Consider the following 16,594-nt stretch of genomic DNA (forward strand, 5'->3'; position numbering starts at 1 on the left):
TGCGGGGCCATGCCCGGACGCGGATCCGGAACCCGATCCCCGCTCGGTGTCGGAGCCGGGCCGGAGTGTCGGGCCCTGCCCGGACGCAGGCCCGGAACGGGTCCCCGGTTCCATTCCGGAGCCCGGCTGGGCGGCCGGGCCGGAACCGTCTGCCGGCCGGGGGCCGAATGCCGATCCCGGCCCCAGCTCGGGTACGGACCCCGGCGCGGTTCCAAGTCCATGGCCTGCGTCCGGTCCGGCTTCGGTCCCGGATCCGGGCCGGTAAGCCGCAGGGGGGTGGGTTCCCGGCCGCGGTGCCGACTCGGGGCCGGACGCCGGTCCGGGGCCGAAGCCCGGCTGGGGGTCGGGTGCCGACCCGGATTCGGATCCCGGTCGGGGCGCCGGACCGTGCCCGAACGCAGCTCCGGGATTGGCCCCCGGCTCGGCGTCAAAGCCTGGCAGGGGTGCCGGGGTGCGCCCGGAAGCGGGCCCGTTCGCGGACGCCGGGGCGGGACCGGATCCCGGCCGGGGGTCGAATTCCGATCCGGGACCCAGCGCGGGTGCGGACCCCGGGGCGGCGTCGGGGTCATAGGCCCGCTCGGGACTGGTTCGCGGTCGCGGGGCCGGGCCCGGACCGAAAGCCGCCCCTGGGCTGGAGGCGGGACCCGAGCCGGTGTCCGGTTCCGGGGTGGCTGCGGGGAGGGCGGGGCGGCGGGGGGTGGCGCCGTGCCAGGGGGTGGCGGTCTGCGGGCCGCCGTACGGGTACGAGTACCCCTGCGGGATGGTCGAGCCCGAAGGGCGACGCTCCGCTTCGAGCTCGGGGGCGGTACGGCCCTCGTTCTCCCGGGCCGCCGCCCGGCGCTGTGCGGTGATACGGGCCGCGGCCTGGGCCCCGGCCCGGTAGGCCGCGATGGCTCCGGCCCGGGCCGCCGCCTGGGGGTCGGGCCGGTTCTGCGGGGCCTCGGGGTCGATGTGGTCGGTGTACCGCGGGGTGGTGTCGTAGCCGGGCGCGACGATCGGCGCGTACTCGGCGGGCGAGGGCGGCGTGATCTGCGGCCGCTCCCCGGCCTCCGGGTCACCGGACGCCGGGACCCGGCCGGTGCCGGGGAGGTGTGCGGGCACAGGTGCCCAGTCCTTGCCGGGACCGGAATCGGCGGACTCGGCGGAATCCCTCCTCCACCAAGCACCGGAGTCACCCGACTCGACGGGCTCCACGGCCCCACCGGGCCCAGGCCCAGCGTCCTGGTCGGGCCCCAAACGATACCCAGCGCCGTTACCGGCGGAATCAAGGGACGCCGGGGCTCCGCCCGGAGCAGCGGGCTGTGCAGGCGCGGGCGCCCAGCCAGTACCGGGACCCGCAGGATCACCGGACGCCGGGGCCCAGCGGGGGCCAGGTTCGGCGGACCCGTCGGGCGCCTGCGCCCAGTCAGGGCCGACGTCGGCGAACTGGGCCGGCCCCGAGGGGTATCCAGCGCCGGGAGCGGCAGTCGGGGCGGGCGCGGGCGTCCACCCCGTGCCGGGGCCGGCGGAGTCAGGTGACGCCGGGTCCCAGCCGGGGCCGGAGGCAGCGGACCCGTCGGGCGACTGGGCCCGGTCGGGGCCGAAACCGGCGGACTGGTTAGGCCCTAAGGCGTATCCCGCACCGGGACCGGCGGAGTCAGGAGATCCCGGGACCCAGCCGGGGCCAGGTTCGGCGGACTCGTCAGGCGCCTGCGCCCAGTCAGGGCCGACGTCAGCGGACTGAGCGGGACCCGAGGCGTATCCGGTACCGGGAGCGGCGAACTTGGTGGGCGCGGGCGCCCAGCCCGTACCGGGACCGGCCGAGTCAGGAGACGCCGGGGCCCCGCCGGGGCCGGAGGCAGCGGCCCCGTCAGGCGTCTGCTCCCAGTCAGGACCGACGTCAGCGGACTGAGCTGGACCCGAGGCGTATCCAGTACCGGGAGCAGCAGGCGAGGTGGGCGCGGGCGTCCACCCCGCACCCGGACCGGCCGAGTCAGGGGACGCCGAGTCCCAGCCGGGGCCGGAGGCAGCGGACCCGTCAGGCGTCTGCTCCCAGTCAGGACCGACGTCAGCGGACTGAGCTGGACCTGAGGGGTATTCAGCGCCGGGAGCTGCGGACTTGGTGGGCGGGAGCGCCCAGCCCGCACCCGGACCGGCGGAGTCAGGGGGCTCCCCGGGCCCGGAGTTGGCGGACTCGGGGAGGGCCGGGGCCCACCCTGGGCCGGAGTTGGCCGGGTCAGCGGGAGCCGGGGACCGGCCAGGGCCCGAGTTGGCCGGACCGGCGAGAGCCGGGGCCCACCCAGGACCGGAGTTGGCCGGACCGGCGGGAGTCAGGGCCTGGTCAGGGCCCGAGTTGGCCGGACCGGCGGCAGCCGGGACCCGCCCAGGGCCGGAATTGGCCGGACCGGCGGCAGCCGGGGCCCACCCAGGGCCGGAGTTGGCCGGATCGGCGGGCGCCGTGGCGCGGCCGGGAGTGGACGGCTCGGCCGGGGACGCCAAGGGCCCGGCGTCGGCGGAAGGAGGCGGCGGGGGCTGGCTACGGACGGGCGTGGTGGGGGCCGGGGCCCAGCCTGTGGTGGGCGTGGGGGGCGGGGACCAGTTCGGGTCCGGGTCCGGTGGCGGTGGGACCGGGTCGTAGCCGGACAGGGCCTCCTCCGCCGCGCCCGCCGCCAGGCCCGTCAGGACCACGCGGCCGTCCTCGCAGACGAGCACCGTGCGGACCGTGATGTTCCGGTGGGTCCAGCCGTGCGCGTGCAGCACCCGCAGCGCGGTCAGTACGTCCGACGCGACCTCCGCCGCCCGGTACGGGCTCAGCGGCGCGTCCGCGATCAGCGCGGCCAGCGGCCTCGCCGGAACCAGTTCGCTCACTATCCACAGCGAGTCGCCCTCGGCGAACACGTCGAAGACCTGGTCCAGCCGAGGATGGTCGGGGATGGAGGCCGCCGCCTGCGCGGCCTCGATCGCCCGCCGCACAGCGGGCAGATCAGCCGACCCACGCCCACGCCCGCCCCCCGGCGCACCCGGCGCCGCCGGTACGGCCCGGCTCCCCTCCACCAGCTCCGCGTCCACGACCTCCGGCAACGGCACCTGCCGCACCAGCACTTCCTGCCCGCTGCGCGTGTCGAACGCCCGGGTCTCGACCAGCTCGTACTCGTCCGACGGCGGCAACGGCAGGCGGTAGCGGCCGGCCAGGATCCGGCCCGCGTACTCCTCCACATCGCCTCCCCCGAGTGCGGCTGACCCCCCATGGCCCCGCTGACACGATACGTCGCCGCGGGCACCCGCGTCCCGGTGTCAGCCCAGAGGCTGGAAGGTCTGGAAGGCGACGTTACGCATCTGCGTGCACTCCGGGCCGTCCCACTGATCCGCCGCGCAGCTGATCATGATGGCGTAGCCGTGGCTCCCGTCCACCTTGAAGCCGCGGTTCAGGACCCGGACCTTGATGCCCTTCTGCTCCCGCTCGAACTCCCAGTCCGCGACCGTAGGGTAACCCCGGTAGTCCACCTGGTCGATGCGGATCGTCCGGTACCCCTTGCTGCTGCCGGCCACGCCCGAGACCGCCTTGGTCCACGCCAGACGGGCGTCGTTCCCGGGCGAGTTGGTGTGGTCGACCTGGATCCGCGGGAAGCCGCCGTCGCGGTTGTATATGGCGCCGGAGTTCTCGCCCGCTATGGCGTCCATCTTGAAGCCCTCGGGCATCGCCATGGAGAAGTGGAAGGCGAAGTCCTGCACCATCGTGTATCCGGCGGGCAGTTCACCGCCGGGGCCGACGCCACCGGTGGTATTGCCCTGTCCCTGGCCCTGGCCCTGGCCCTGCGCCGCGCCCGCGCTCTGCTGGCCCTGGCCGTCCGGCTGACCGGCGTTCCCGTTTCCGGTGCCGTTACCCGTGCCCGCGTTGCCGGCGCCGGCCGCCGCCTCGCCACCGTTCTGCGAGGGCTTCGGGGAGGTCTGGCCGTTGCCGCCCGGGTCCTGCGGGGCGGAGGCGGCCGGGGTGGCCTTGCCGTCCTGGCCGTTCTTGCCCTGGTTCCGGGTGTCCTTGTCGTCGCCGCTGAGGGCGTAGGCGATGAGCGAGCCGACCACCGCCAGCACCGCGACCACGGCCACCACCGCGAGCACGATCGTCCGGCGCGGCATGACATCGGTGAGCGGAGCCGGCACGCGGCCCGGCCTCGGCTTCGGCGCCTCCGCGGCCGAGGCGGCCGCCGGGGCGGCGGCAGCGGTGGCGGCCGAGACCGACGCCGCCTTGCGGGCCGCCTTCAACGCGGCCCGCGCGCGGTCGCGCTGCTCGCGCTCGCGCCGGTCCCGCTCTTTCTTCGCCGCCTTCTCGGCCGCCTTGTCGGCGGCGGCCTTCTCCGCCGCCTCCTTGGCGTCCGCGAGGGAGATCTGCCGGGTCTCCTCGGCCGCCGCGACCGCCACGGGGGCGGGTACGGGCTCGGGGGCCGCGAGGACGGCGGTGAGCATGGTGCGGGCGCGGGCCTCGTCGAGACGGCGGTCGGGGTCCTTGACCAGCAGGCCGTAGATGACCTCGGTGAGCGGGCCCGCGTTCTTCGGCGGCTCGACCGGCTCGGTCATCACCGCGGTGAGGGTGGCGAGGGCGGAGCCCTTGTCGTACGGGGGCACGCCCTCCACCGACGCGTAGAGCAGGCCGCCCAGCGACCACATGTCGGCGGGCGGACCGGGCTTCTGGCCGCGGGCGCGCTCGGGCGAGATGTAGGAGGGGGCGCCGACGAGCATGCCGGTGGAGGTGACGGAGGGGTCGCCCTCCACCTGCGCGATGCCGAAGTCGGTGAGGACGACGCGGCCGCTGCCGGCGATGAGCACGTTGGACGGCTTGACGTCGCGGTGCAGGATGCCCTGGCCGTGCGCGGCGCGCAGTACGTCGAGCACGGCGAGGCCGACCTCGGCCGCGCGGTGCGGGGTGAGGGGGCCGTTCTCGCGGATGAACTCGGCGAGGGAGGGGCCCTCGATGAGCTCCATGACGATCCACGGCCGGCCGTCCTCGTCGACGACGTCGTAGACGGTGACGGCGCCGCCGCTGCGGATCCGGGCGATGGCCTTGGCCTCGCGGAGGGTACGGGTGATCAGACGGCGCTTCTCGTCCTCGTCGACGCCGTTGCCGAAGCGGAGTTCCTTGACGGCGACGGTACGGCCCAGGGTCTCGTCCTGGGCCCGCCATACGGTGCCCATGCCGCCCTTGCCGAGCACGGCGCGCAGCCGGTAGCGCCCCGCGAGCAGACGCCCCTCGTCCTGCCCGTTGTCGGCGGCCTTCGCGGCAGCGGCCTTGACGGCGGCCGCCACGGCGTCGGCCTTTTCGACCACGGGATTGACGGCAGGGGCGGACTTCACCGAAGCGGCCGCGCCCTCTTCCGGCTCCGCCGGAGCGGAGGCGGCGTCAGCCGCGGGCTTCGCAGCCCCGGCCTTGCCCAGCCGCCCCTTGGCCGGTGCGGCCTCGGCATCCGGCTTCGCCGCAACGGGAGCGTCCTCGGCGGCTGCCTTGCTCAGGCGGCCCTTCGCGGGCGCGGCCTCGCCCGCGCCGGCGCCCGGCTCCGCCGAAGCGGAAGCACCGTCAGCCGCGCCAGAGTCGGAGGCACCCTTGCTCAGCCGGTCCTTGGCGGGCGCGGCCTCGGCCTCGCCGGACGGCGGCTCCACCGCCGGGGTGGCAGCCCCGGCAGCGCCCTTGCTCAGCCGGTCCTTCGCCGGAGCGGAAGCCGCGTCAGCCGGGCCCGGGGTGGCAGCCCCGGCTTCGGCCGCGTCGGCCTCCGGCTTCGCAGAAGCCGCTTCGGCCTCGCCCGCGTCGGCGGCAGGCGGCGACGGCTCGGCCTCGGGCGACGACGCATCGGCCCCGGCCCCGCCCCGCCCGGCGCCGACCCTCGGCTTCGGGACGCTCGGCTTCGCGTCGCCAGCCTCCACCGCAGGCCCCGGCTTCGCGTCGCCGGCCTGCGCCGCAGCCCCCGGCTTCGCGTCGTCAGCGCGCGCCGCAGGCCCCCGCTTCGGCGGGGCGGACGCGGCGTCGGGCTCGGTCCCGGCCGAATCCGTACCGTCGAGCGGCGCCGCAGGCGCAACGGCGGGTGACTCGGTGTGCTCCGGCTTCGACATGCGTCCCCTCTGCGATCGCGCCGCTGCTCCGCCTGCCCCAGCGGCTGAGCGACCCGGCGTCCGGGGCCCACGGTAACCCGCCCCGGCAGAGCCCTCATTGTTCCTCACTCCGCAACGGACGGGCCCCCCGGGTCTGCGGTTCCCCCTTCCGCATTCCGGACTTACAACGGAACGATGTCGGGCGCCCCCAGCCGCGCCGCGTCCGCCGTCTGGTCGTCGGGCTGACGCTGCGATTCCCGTTCCGCCTGCACCCTCTTCTCGTAGTGCTCCACTTCCTTCTCGATCTGCTGCTTGTCCCAGCCCAGCACCGGCGCCATCAACTCGGCGCACTCCCGCGCCGACCGCGTCCCCCGGTCGAAGGTCTCGATCGAGATCCGCGTACGCCGCGTCAGCACGTCGTCCAGATGCCGCGCCCCCTCGTGCGAGGCGGCGTACACGATCTCCGCCCGCAGGTAGTCGTCCGCGCCGGTCACCGCCCTGCCCAGCCCCGGATCGGCCGCGATCAGGTCCAGCAGTTCCTCCGTCAGCGACCCGTACCGGTTCAACAGGTGCTCCACCCGCACCACATGAAGGCCCGTCCGCGCCGCGATCCGCGCCCGCGCGTTCCACAGCGCCCGGTACCCCTCGGCCCCCACCAGCGGCACGTCCTCCGTCACGCACGGCGCCACCCGCTGGTCCAGCCCGTGCACCGCCTCGTCCACCGCGTCCTTCGCCATCACCCGGTACGTGGTGTACTTGCCGCCCGCCACCACCACCAGCCCCGGAACCGGATGGGCCACCGTGTGCTCGCGCGACAGCTTGCTCGTCGCGTCGGACTCCCCGGCCAGCAGCGGCCGCAGGCCCGCGTACACGCCCTGGACGTCGTCGCGCGTGAGTGGCACGGCCAGCACCGAGTTCACGTGTTCCAGCAGGTAGTCGATGTCCGCGCTCGACGCCGCCGGATGCGCCTTGTCCAGGTCCCAGTCGGTGTCCGTCGTGCCCACGATCCAGTGCCGGCCCCACGGGATGACGAACAGCACGGACTTCTCGGTCCGCAGGATCAGCCCGGTGCTCGAATGGATCCGGTCCTTGGGCACCACCAGATGGATGCCCTTCGAGGCCCGTACGTGGAACTGCCCGCGCTCCCCGATCAGCGCCTGCGTGTCATCCGTCCACACGCCCGTCGCGTTGACGACCTGCTTCGCGCGGATCTCGTACTCGACCCCGCCCTCCACGTCCCGCACGCGCGCGCCGACCACCCGTTCGCCCTCGCGCAGGAAGCCGATGACCCTCGCCCGGTTGGCGCAGTGCGCCCCGTACACCGCGGCCGTCCGCACGAGCGCGGTGACGTAGCGCGCGTCGTCCATCTGGGCGTCGTAGTACTGGAGGGCGCCCACCAGCGCGTCCTTGCGCAGGGCCGGAGCCACCCGCAGGGCCCGGGTCCGCGACAGGTGCCGGTGCAGCGGCAGGCCGCGCCCGTGGCCGCTGGAGACGGACATCGCGTCGTACAGCGCGACGCCCGAGCCCGCGTAGAAACGCTCCCAGCCCTTGTGCTGCAACGGGTACAGGAACGGCACCGGCTTCACCAGGTGCGGGGCGAGCCGCTCCAGCAGCAGGCCGCGCTCTTTCAGCGCCTCCCGGACGAGCGCGAAGTCCAGCATCTCCAGATACCGCAGACCGCCGTGGATCAGCTTGCTCGACCGGCTGGAGGTGCCCGAGGCCCAGTCCCGGGCCTCGACCAGGCCGGTGGACAGGCCCCGGGTCACGGCGTCGAGCGCGGTGCCGGCGCCCACCACGCCCGCGCCCACGACCAGCACGTCCAGCTCGCGCTCGGCCATCCGGGCGAGGGCCTCGGCCCGCTGCTCCGGCCCCAGTGTCGCTGTCCTCACGGCTGCCTCCCGTTGGTGCGGGTGATCCCGCTCACATGCCCCGTTCCATGATTCTGACCCGCCGGCCCGACATCAGCCACCGCCTGTGGACAACCCGGCGACAACACAACAATGACGCTCGCTCCAGAATGCGACATATCTGTCATATATAAGCCTAGTCTGACATTGCGCCAGCTCCCGTGCCCCACGGAGGACTTGCGACGCAGCCCCGCACGCCAGGGAAGGGACGGCATCCCCCATGCCCGCAGACCTCGCCGTCATCGGACTCGGCCACCTCGGCCTGCCCCTCGCGCAGGCGGCGGTCGCCGCCGGGATCGAGACGGTCGGCTACGACAGCGGCCCGGTCACCGACTCCACTCTCACCGCTGCCGAGATCCGCCGCATGTCGGCGGCCGGCTTCCGGGTCACCACCAACCCCGCCGAGCTCGGCCGGGTCCGCACGGCCGTCATCTGCGCGCCCACCCAGCTGGGGGCCGACCGCGCACTGGACCTCTCCGCCGTGGGCGAGGCCGGCCGGGCCCTCGCGGCCCGGCTGCGCCCGCACACCACCGTGATCCTCGAATCCGCCGCCCATCCGGGTGTCACCGAGGACTACCTGCGCCCGATCCTCGAAGCGGGCTCCGGGCTGCGCGCCGGACGCGATTTCCACCTCGCGTACTCCCCCAGCCGCCACGACCCCGGCAACCGCACCCACGGCATCGCCAACACCCCCAAGGTGATCGGCGGCCTCACCCCCGCCTGCACCGAGTCCGCGCACGCCTTCTACGCCCGCCTCACCGAGAAGGTGGTCCGCGCCCGCGGGCTGCGCGAGGCGGAGACCGTACAGCTCCTGGAGACGAACTACCGGCACGTCAACATCGCCCTGATGAACGAGATGGCCGTGCTCTGCCACGACCTCGGCGTGGACCTGTGGGACGTCATCCGCTGCGCCGAGACCAAGCCGTACGGATTCCAGGCATTCCGCCCCGGCCCGGGCGTCGGCGGCCACGGCGTCCCCCTGGACCCGAACTACCTCCCCCACACCACCCGCACCCCCGGCCACCCGCTGCGCATGGTCGGACTGGCGCAGGAGATCAACAACCGGATGCCGCAGTACGTCATCCAGCGCTCCGCCACCCTGCTGAACGAGCACGGCAAATCCGCCCGCGGGGCCCGCGTCCTGCTGCTCGGCGTGACGTACAAGCCGGACCTGGCCGACCAGGAGGGCTCCCCGGCCCGCGAGATCGCCAGCCGGCTGATCGACCTGGGCGCGCTGATCAGCTACCACGACCCGTACATCACGGGCTGGCGGGTCCGCGACCAGCCGGTCCCGCGCGCGGAGTCCCTGTACGAGGCCGCGGCCCACGCGGACCTGACGATCCTGCTCCAGCACCACCGCACGTACGACCTCCAGGGCCTGGCGGTGAAGGCCCAGCTCCTCCTGGACACCCGCGGCGCCAGCCCGGCGGGCGCGGCCCACCGCCTCTGACCGCCGAAAACCCCCCAGGGCTTGTCGCAGGTGCCTGCTAGCCTTCGGCGTCACTTATCTCGCACTTATGTGTCACGGACACCTGTGCGATCTTCATCCCTGGGGGGACCTCGCATGACCCAGAACTTCCAGCCGCCCGCACCCGCCTCCTACACCCCGGCCCCCGCGCCGGCCCCGGCCCGCGGCGGCAACATCGGTCTGGGCATCGCCGCGGCCGTGGGCGCCGCGCTGGTCCTCGCCGCCGTGTACGGCGCGGTCATCGGCACCACCAAGTACGAGATCGGCTACGCCGCCGTCGCCGTCGGCGCCGTGATCGGCCTCGCCGCGGGCAAGGTCGGCGGCCGCAACCCGGTCCTGCCGGTCCTGAGCGTCCTCCTCGCCCTGGCCGCCGTCCTCGGCGGCCAGATGTTCGGCCTGGCGATGATCGTGGCCGACCAGAACTCCGTCTCCACCACCGACGTCCTGAACCTCGGCGTCTCCCTGCTGTTCGAGGGCTGGAAGGAGAACGCCGACCCGATGACGTTCCTCTTCTTCGCCATCGGCGGCTACGCGGCCTTCCAGACGGCCCGCAAGACCGCCCACTGAGGCACCGGCCGCCCCCGCGGCCCGTACGCAGCGGCGCCGTCACGGCGTGTATCTGGCTGCTGGGCACCGTCCTGCGCCTGTTCGTGGACCGGGATCCTGCGCAAGCGCCGCCGCGGCGACGGCCGATCCGGCCGTCGGCACGCCGAAGGGCCCGGCCCCCAGGACAGGGGCAGGGCCCTTCGGTGTGGCCTGCCGCGGGTCAGCGGCGGTGCTGGGAGTCGGCGACCGTGACCTCTACGCGCTGGAACTCCTTGAGTTCGCTGTAGCCCGTCGTGGCCATCGAGCGGCGCAGGGCGCCGAAGATGTTCATCGAGCCGTCGGGGCTGTGCGAGGGGCCGGTCAGGATCTCCTCGGTGGTGCCCACCGTGCCGAGGTCGACCTTCTTGCCGCGCGGCACGTCCTCGTGGACGGCCTCCATGCCCCAGTGGTTGCCCCGGCCCGGCGCGTCGGTGGCGCGGGCCAGCGGGGAGCCCATCATCACGGCGTCGGCGCCGCAGGCCACGGCCTTCGGGATGTCGCCCGACCAGCCCACGCCGCCGTCGGCGATGACGTGCACGTAGCGGCCGCCGGACTCGTCCATGTAGTCGCGGCGGGCCGCGGCCACGTCCGCGACGGCCGTCGCCATCGGGACCTGGATGCCGAGCACGTTGCGCGTGGTGTGCGCCGCACCGCCGCCGAAGCCGACCAGGACGCCCGCCGCGCCGGTGCGCATCAGGTGCAGGGCCGCGGTGTAGGTGGCGCAGCCGCCCACGATGACCGGGACGTCGAGCTCGTAGATGAACTGCTTGAGGTTCAGCGGCTCGGCCGCGCCCGAGACGTGCTCGGCGGAGACGGTGGTGCCGCGGATCACGAAGATGTCCACGCCCGCGTCGACCACGGCCTTGGAGAACTGTGCGGTGCGCTGCGGGGAGAGCGCGGCGGCGGTGACGACGCCGGAGTCGCGCACCTCCTTGATGCGCCGGCCGATCAGGTCGGCCTGGATCGGCGCGGAGTAGATCTCCTGGAGGCGGCGGGTGGCGGCCTCCTCGTCCAGCTCCGTGATCTCGTCGAGCAGCGGCTGCGGGTCCTCGTAGCGGGTCCACAGACCTTCGAGGTTCAGCACGCCGAGGCCGCCGAGCTCACCGATGCGGATGGCGGTCTGCGGGGAGACGACCGAGTCCATGGGGGCGGCCAGGAAGGGGAGCTCAAAGCGGTACGCGTCGATCTGCCAGGCGATCGAGACCTCCTTCGGGTCCCGGGTACGCCGGCTCGGGACGATGGCGATGTCGTCGAACGCGTACGCCCTGCGGCCGCGCTTGCCGCGCCCGATCTCGATCTCAGTCACGTGTGGTGGCCTTTCCTCTGGGTCTGCCCGTCCAGTATCCCCGAACGCCGGGGAGCCGCGTTCCGCCGACCACCGTACGGACGTCACGCGCGAGGGGCGGACCCGGTGACCGGGTCCGCCCCTCGGCGTACTGCGTGACGTCGTACCGCCCGCTCAGCCCTTGCGGCTGTAGTTCGGCGCCTCGACGGTCATCTGGATGTCGTGCGGGTGGCTCTCCTTGAGGCCCGCCGAGGTGATCCGGACGAAGCGGCCGTTGTCCTGGAGCTCCGGCACGGTGCGCCCGCCCACGTAGAACATCGACTGGCGCAGACCGCCGACGAGCTGGTGGACCACCGCGGCCAGCGGGCCGCGGTAGGGCACCTGGCCCTCGATGCCCTCGGGGATGAGCTTGTCGTCGCCGCCCACGCCCTCCTGGAAGTAGCGGTCCTTGGAGAAGGAGCGCTGGTCGCCGCGGGACTGCATCGCGCCGAGCGAGCCCATGCCGCGGTAGGACTTGAACTGCTTGCCGTTGATGAAGAGCAGCTCGCCCGGGGACTCCTCGCAGCCCGCGAGCAGCGAGCCGAGCATCACCGTGTCGGCGCCCGCGACCAGGGCCTTGGCGATGTCGCCGGAGTACTGCAGGCCGCCGTCGCCGATGACCGGGACGCCGGCCGCCTTGGCGGCGAGCGAAGCCTCGTAGATCGCGGTGACCTGCGGGACGCCGATGCCGGCGACGACGCGGGTGGTGCAGATGGAGCCGGGGCCCACGCCGACCTTGATGCCGTCGCAGCCGGCGTCGATCAGGGACTGGGCGCCGTCGCGGGTGGCGATGTTGCCGCCGATGACGTCCACGGAGGAGTTCGACTTGATCTTGGAGACCATGTCCCCGACCAGGCGGGAGTGGCCGTGGGCGGTGTCGACGACGATGAAGTCGGCACCGGCCTCGATCAGGGCCTGGGCGCGCTCGTAGGCGTCACCCGCGACGCCGACGGCCGCGCCGACGAGCAGCCGGCCGTCCTTGTCCTTGGCGGCGTTCGGGTACTTCTCGGCCTTGACGAAGTCCTTGACGGTGATGAGGCCCTTGAGGACGCCCGACTCGTCGACCAGCGGAAGCTTCTCGATCTTGTGGCGGCGCAGCAGCTCCATGGCGTCCACGCCCGAGATGCCGACCTTGCCGGTGACCAGCGGCATCGGGGTCATGACCTCGCGCACCTGGCGGCTGCGGTCCGACTCGAAGGCCATGTCGCGGTTGGTGACGATGCCGAGCAGCTTGCCCGCCGGGTCGGTGACCGGGACGCCGGAGATACGGAACTTCGCGCAGAGCTCGTCGGCCTCGCGCAGGGTCGCTTCCGGGTGCACCGTGATCGGGTCGCTGACCATGCCGGACTCGGAGCGCTTGACCAGGTCCACCTGGTTGGCCTGGTCGGCGATGGAGAGATTGCGGTGCAGCACGCCGACGCCGCCCTGGCGGGCCATAGCGATGGCCATGCGGGCCTCGGTGACCTTGTCCATCGCCGCGGAGAGCAGCGGGATGTTCACGCGCACGTTGCGGGAGATCAGGGAGGAGGTGTCGATGTCGTCCGGAGCCATGTCCGACGCGCCCGGCAGCAGCAGCACGTCGTCGTAGGTCAGTCCGAGCGTGGCGAATTTGTCGGGCACTCCAGTCGAACCGCTGTCAGTCATGACACCTTCCAAATGGTCTTGCTCAGCGCGGATGTCCATGCTAACGGGATACCGACGCGTCTCATTCCACGACCAAGGTCAACCGGAAGATTCGTAGTTTCCTACGTCGGCCACGCGGCCCGGCTACTGCTCGGCGAGCGCGCGGAGCCGGCTGAGCGCCCGGTGCTGGGCCACCCGCACGGCCCCCGGGGACATGCCGAGCATCTGCCCGGTCTCCTCCGCGGTCAGCCCGACGGCCACCCGCAGGACGAGCAGCTCGCGCTGGTTCTCCGGGAGGTTGGCCAGCAGCTTCTTGGCCCAGGCGGCGTCGCTGCTGAGCAGCGCGCGCTCCTCCGGGCCCAGCGAGTCGTCCGGCCGCTCGGGCATCTCGTCCGAGGGCACGGCCGTACTGCCCGGGTGCCGCATGGCGGCCCGCTGGAGGTCCGCGACCTTGTGGGCGGCGATGGCGAAGACGAACGCCTCGAAGGGCCGGCCGGTGTCCCGGTAGCGCGGGAGCGCCATCAGCACGGCGACGCAGACCTCCTGCGCCAGGTCCTCCACGAAGTGCCGGGCGTCGCCCGGGAGCCGCGACAGCCGGGTGCGGCAGTAGCGGATGGCGAGGGGGTGCACGAAGGCGAGCAGGTCGTGCGTGGCCTGCTCGTCGCCCTCCACCGCCCGGCGGACGAGCGCGCTGACGCCCCCGGTACCGCCGCCTCCGGCGGCGCCGGTGGGGCCTGTGGCCGCGGGGGACCCCAGGGCCTCGTCGTCGCGCATCAATCCATGGTGCCTTGACGCCGGAGCATCCGCGGCACCGCGGCCCGTGTTGTGCACAGAAGCGTTATGAGCGGGTGCGCCGGAGCTCATCATCTGCGCCCTCCCCTCCCCGCTCGGCCGAATAGTCCCCGAGAGACTCCACACCCTCAAGGATGCGGCATCGCGCACGAAGCGAGACGTCCCCCGGATTGTGCCCCGCCAATCCCCGGGTGCGCACCGGGTACGGCGGGACGGGGATGGCCCGCGGACAGGAGCCGGTACGAGGGGCGGGGCGCCCCGTCCACCGATGGCGGACGGGACCGCTCCCGACGATCCGCGGTGTACGGCGGACCGGGCCGGGCCCGGCCGCGGCCGGGGTCAGCGGACGAGACCCCAGCGGAAGCCGAGCGCCACGGCGTGCGCGCGGTCCGAGGCGCCGAGCTTCTTGAACAGCCGGCGGGCGTGCGTCTTGACCGTGTCCTCCGAGAGGAAGAGCTCGCGCCCGATCTCCGCGTTGGACCGGCCGTGGCTCATGCCCTCCAGCACCTGGATCTCGCGCGCGGTGAGGGTGGGCGCGGCGCCCATCTCCGCCGAGCGCAGCCGGCGCGGGGCCAGCCGCCAGGTCGGGTCGGCGAGGGCCTGGGTGACCGTGGCCCGCAGTTCGGCGCGCGAGGCGTCCTTGTGCAGGTAGCCGCGGGCGCCGGCGGCGACCGCGAGGGCCACGCCGTCCAGGTCCTCGGCGACCGTGAGCATGATGATGCGGGCCCCGGGGTCGGCCGAGAGGAGGCGGCGGACCGTCTCCACACCGCCGAGCCCGGGCATCCGTACATCCATCAGGATCAGGTCGGAGCGGTCGGCGCCCCAGCGGCGGAGGACTTCCTCGCCGTTGGCAGCCGTCGTCACACGCTCGACGCCGGGCACGGTGGCAACCGCGCGACGGAGCGCCTCTCGGGCAAGCGGGGAGTCGTCGCAGACGAGGACGGAAGTCATGACCGCCCTCCGCAGCTGCTGATGCGCGTCACCTTGAGCCTCCAGGCTGGTACGTATCGTCACCTGTGCGGTCGATGCCCCCGGACACCTGTCCGAGAACTTCTGAGTTCAACCGCCTTCGCACTCTCAACGATGGTCACTCGAAAGAGTTACGGGTCGGACGGACACCTTCGGCACTCTACGTGAGGAAGCGATCACGGCGGCGGAGGCGCGGGCCGCCTGTCCTCCATCTGGAGCTATGCCCTATTTGGCGGCTTTCCTTCCGTTTGGCACGTGTCTGAGGCTAGATTCCCAATGAGTCATATTTACATCTACTCGGACAGTAGGTGTGGAGACCTTTGGAGACATGGACCGTATCCGCCTCAGTACCGGCACCAAGAGGACTACCCATGGCAGATTTCTCCCGCCTCCCCGGACCCAACGCCGACCTCTGGGACTGGCAGCTGCTCGCTGCCTGCCGAGGGGTCGACAGCTCGCTCTTCTTCCACCCGGAAGGCGAGCGGGGTGCGGCCAGGAGCGCGCGCGAGACCTCGGCTAAAGAGGTCTGCATGCGCTGCCCGGTCCGCTCGGAATGCGCCGCGCACGCACTCGCCGTCCGTGAGCCCTACGGGGTGTGGGGCGGCCTCACCGAGGACGAGCGCGAGGAGCTGATGGGCCGCGCCCGCCACCGGCTCATCCCCGCGTCGAGCGCGATCGGTCGCGTCACCCCGGACTGAGTGCCGGCGGACCGACGAACCCCCCATCGAGCAGGAACGTTTCCTCCCGCCCTTCCGTCCGCCACCCTCCCGGGCGTGTCGCCGCCCCGGCCCGGATTCACCCGTCCGGCCGTACGCACCCTCCCCGGTGCGTACGGCCGCGCGGGGCCGTCCGTACCGTCGGCGCGCGGCCGTCCGTACGGGTCAGCGCGCGGCCGCGCGCTCCAGCTGGGCGATGGTCGCGGCGACGGCCGGCACCCGGGCCAGGTCGGGCAGGGTCAGCGCCACGACCTCCCGCTCGACCGCCGGCTCCACGGCGACCGTGCTCACGCCCTTGGCGCGTACGGACTCCACCGCGAGCTCCGGCAGCACCGCCACGCCCAGCCCCGCGCCCACCAGGCCGACCACCGCCGGGTAGTCGTCGGTGGCGAAGTCGATCCGCGGGGTGAATCCCGCGCCCTCGCAGACCTCCACCAGATGGCGGCGGCAGCGCGGGCAGCCGGCGATCCACGGCTCGCCGGCCAGCTCGGCCATGCCCACGCGCTCCGCGCCGGCCAGCCGGTGCCCCTCCGGGACCAGCCCGACGAGCCGGTCGGTGAGCAGCGGGCGCACCACCAGGTCCTCCCACTCGGCGGCCGGGGCCGGGCCGCCGGAGGCCGCCGGGCCGCCGTCCGCGCCGTCGGCGCCGTAGCGGAAGGCCAGTGCCACATCGCAGTCGCCCTCGCGCAGCATCTCCACCGAGCGCGGCGGCTCTGCCTCGACCAGGGAGATACGGGTCCCCGGGTGCTCGGCGCGCATCGCCGCGAGGGCGGTGGGGACCAGGGTGGAACTGCCGCTGGGGAAGGAGACCAGGCGCACCCGGCCCGCGCGCAGCCCGGCGATGGCGGCGACCTCCTCCTCGGCCGCCGTCAGCCCGGCCAGGATCCCGGCGGCGTGCCGCACCAGGGCCTCGCCCGCCTGGGTCAGCCGCATCTCGCGGCCGGTACGGATGAGCAGCGGGGTGCCGGCGGACTGCTCCAGCGCCTTCATCTGCTGGGAGACGGCGGGCTGGGTGCAGCCGAGCTCGCGGGCGGCGGCGGAGAAGGAACCGGTCCCGGCGACGGCGCGCAGGACGCGGAGATGACGTGCCTCGATCACCCTTCGAGCATAAGGCCCGCTTTCAGCCGGGCACGAATACCCCGGTGCCCCCTTTGGG

General features: G+C 73.6%; 11 protein-coding genes. 4 read left to right on the forward strand and 7 right to left on the reverse strand.

The genetic code is table 11. From position 1 onward, the window contains the following. Positions 1-2,701 precede the first annotated feature (2,701 nt). Positions 2,702-3,160, forward strand: a complete 459-nt coding sequence (locus ABZ873_RS19660) for a hypothetical protein (protein WP_360873324.1) — start codon at positions 2,702-2,704, stop codon at positions 3,158-3,160. Between the two features lie 113 nt (positions 3,161-3,273). Here the strand turns inward: ABZ873_RS19660 and ABZ873_RS19665 are convergent, their stop codons facing one another. Both ABZ873_RS19665 and ABZ873_RS19670 read right to left on the reverse strand, forming a co-directional pair. Continuing rightward, positions 3,274-5,889, reverse strand: a complete 2,616-nt coding sequence (locus ABZ873_RS19665) for a serine/threonine-protein kinase (protein ID WP_360873327.1) — start codon at positions 5,887-5,889, stop codon at positions 3,274-3,276. Between the two features lie 347 nt (positions 5,890-6,236). Beyond that, on the reverse strand, positions 6,237-7,943 hold the full coding sequence (locus tag ABZ873_RS19670) for a glycerol-3-phosphate dehydrogenase/oxidase (RefSeq protein WP_360873330.1): 1,707 nt from the start codon (positions 7,941-7,943) through the stop codon (positions 6,237-6,239). Positions 7,944-8,181: 238 nt separating this feature from the next. On the opposite strand from ABZ873_RS19670, the gene ABZ873_RS19675 reads away from it, so the two are divergent. Both ABZ873_RS19675 and ABZ873_RS19680 read left to right on the forward strand, forming a co-directional pair. Continuing rightward, positions 8,182-9,411, forward strand: coding sequence for a nucleotide sugar dehydrogenase (locus tag ABZ873_RS19675; protein ID WP_360873333.1), 1,230 nt, complete (start codon positions 8,182-8,184; stop codon positions 9,409-9,411). Between the two features lie 114 nt (positions 9,412-9,525). Beyond that, entirely contained in the window at positions 9,526-9,996 is a 471-nt protein-coding gene (locus ABZ873_RS19680; protein ID WP_360873336.1) for a hypothetical protein, read from the forward strand. A 199-nt stretch (positions 9,997-10,195) separates the two neighbouring features. Here the strand turns inward: ABZ873_RS19680 and ABZ873_RS19685 are convergent, their stop codons facing one another. From ABZ873_RS19685 to ABZ873_RS19700, 4 genes are all read right to left on the reverse strand, one after another. Beyond that, positions 10,196-11,320, reverse strand: a complete 1,125-nt coding sequence (locus tag ABZ873_RS19685; RefSeq protein WP_360873338.1) for a GuaB3 family IMP dehydrogenase-related protein — start codon at positions 11,318-11,320, stop codon at positions 10,196-10,198. A gap of 153 nt (positions 11,321-11,473) precedes the next feature. Continuing rightward, positions 11,474-12,982 (reverse strand): IMP dehydrogenase, encoded by a 1,509-nt coding sequence (gene guaB, locus ABZ873_RS19690; RefSeq protein WP_360873341.1) that lies wholly within the window; start codon positions 12,980-12,982, stop codon positions 11,474-11,476. 123 nt (positions 12,983-13,105) lie between these two features. Beyond that, a complete protein-coding gene (locus tag ABZ873_RS19695) occupies positions 13,106-13,735 on the reverse strand; it encodes a sigma-70 family RNA polymerase sigma factor (protein WP_360873344.1) in 630 nt (209 codons plus the stop codon). A 357-nt stretch (positions 13,736-14,092) separates the two neighbouring features. Next, positions 14,093-14,704, reverse strand: a complete 612-nt coding sequence (locus ABZ873_RS19700) for a response regulator transcription factor (protein WP_003948568.1) — start codon at positions 14,702-14,704, stop codon at positions 14,093-14,095. A 389-nt stretch (positions 14,705-15,093) separates the two neighbouring features. Here ABZ873_RS19700 and ABZ873_RS19705 point away from each other — a divergent pair, with 389 nt between their 5' ends. Beyond that, positions 15,094-15,420 carry a WhiB family transcriptional regulator gene (locus ABZ873_RS19705; RefSeq protein WP_360873347.1) on the forward strand — a complete coding sequence of 109 codons (327 nt, stop codon included), beginning with the start codon at positions 15,094-15,096 and terminating at the stop codon, positions 15,418-15,420. Positions 15,421-15,603: 183 nt separating this feature from the next. On the opposite strand, the gene ABZ873_RS19710 is transcribed toward ABZ873_RS19705, so the two are convergent. Beyond that, positions 15,604-16,536, reverse strand: a complete 933-nt coding sequence (locus tag ABZ873_RS19710; RefSeq protein WP_360873349.1) for a LysR family transcriptional regulator — start codon at positions 16,534-16,536, stop codon at positions 15,604-15,606. Between the last annotated feature and the right edge of the window lie 58 nt (positions 16,537-16,594).

Source organism: Streptomyces sp. NPDC047014 (assembly GCF_040644195.1).
GTDB lineage: Bacteria > Actinomycetota > Actinomycetes > Streptomycetales > Streptomycetaceae > Streptomyces.